Annotated in this window: 2 rRNA genes; both read right to left on the bottom strand. The window is 52.9% G+C overall.

From position 1 onward, the window contains the following. Positions 1 to 6: 6 nt before the first annotated feature. Positions 7 to 122 (bottom strand): 5S ribosomal RNA (rrf, locus tag C9411_RS25210). Between the two features lie 99 nt (positions 123 to 221). Next, positions 222 to 1,543, bottom strand: a 23S ribosomal RNA gene (locus C9411_RS25215); the annotation flags it as partial.

Below are 1,543 nucleotides of genomic sequence, written 5' to 3' on the forward strand. Positions count from 1 at the left end.
TTTGATGCCTGGCAGTGTCCTACTCTCGCATGGGGAGACCCCACACTACCATCGGCGCTACGGCGTTTCACTTCTGAGTTCGGCATGGGGTCAGGTGGGACCACCGCGCTATTGCCGCCAGGCAAATTCTGTTTCATTCCAACCGCTTCACTCTCGTGTCGCCATCAGAACCAATCTCGGAACTTCGCTGAAAATCTCTCTAAAAACACCTTCGGTGTTGTAAGGTTAAGCCTCACGGATCATTAGTACTGGTTAGCTCAATGCATCGCTGCACTTACACACCCAGCCTATCAACGTCTTAGTCTTAAACGTTCCTTCAGGGGCCTTAAAGGCCCAGGGAAGACTCATCTTGAGGCAAGTTTCGCGCTTAGATGCTTTCAGCGCTTATCTTTTCCGCACTTAGCTACCGGGCAATGCCATTGGCATGACAACCCGAACACCAGTGGTGCGTTCACTCCGGTCCTCTCGTACTAGGAGCAACCCCTCTCAATCTTCCAACGCCCACGGCAGATAGGGACCGAACTGTCTCACGACGTTCTAAACCCAGCTCGCGTACCACTTTAAATGGCGAACAGCCATACCCTTGGGACCTACTTCAGCCCCAGGATGTGATGAGCCGACATCGAGGTGCCAAACACCGCCGTCGATATGAACTCTTGGGCGGTATCAGCCTGTTATCCCCGGAGTACCTTTTATCCGTTGAGCGATGGCCCTTCCATTCAGAACCACCGGATCACTAAGACCTACTTTCGTACCTGCTCGAGCCGTCACTCTCGCAGTCAAGCTAGCTTATGCCTTTGCACTAACCTCACGATGTCCGACCGTGATTAGCTAACCTTCGTGCTCCTCCGTTACTCTTTGGGAGGAGACCGCCCCAGTCAAACTACCCACCAGACACTGTCCTCACCCCGGATCACGGGGCCGAGTTAGAACATCAAACATTAAAGGGTGGTATTTCAAGGTTGGCTCCACGCAGACTGGCGTCCACGCTTCAAAGCCTCCCACCTATCCTACACATCAAGGCTCAATGTTCAGTGTCAAGCTATAGTAAAGGTTCACGGGGTCTTTCCGTCTTGCCGCGGGTACACTGCATCTTCACAGCGAGTTCAATTTCACTGAGTCTCGGGTGGAGACAGCCTGGCCATCATTACGCCATTCGTGCAGGTCGGAACTTACCCGACAAGGAATTTCGCTACCTTAGGACCGTTATAGTTACGGCCGCCGTTTACTGGGGCTTCGATCAAGAGCTTCGCCTTGCGGCTGACCCCATCAATTAACCTTCCAGCACCGGGCAGGCGTCACACCGTATACGTCCACTTTCGTGTTTGCACAGTGCTGTGTTTTTATTAAACAGTTGCAGCCAGCTGGTATCTTCGACTGGCTTCAGCTCCATCCGCAAGGGACTTCACCTACATGCCAGCGTGCCTTCTCCCGAAGTTACGGCACCATTTTGCCTAGTTCCTTCACCCGAGTTCTCTCAAGCGCCTTGGTATTCTCTACCTGACCACCTGTGTCGGTTTGGGGTACGATTTAATGTTACCTG

Source organism: Serratia sp. Nf2, from assembly GCF_003028435.1.
Taxonomy (GTDB): domain Bacteria; phylum Pseudomonadota; class Gammaproteobacteria; order Enterobacterales; family Enterobacteriaceae; genus Serratia; species Serratia marcescens_L.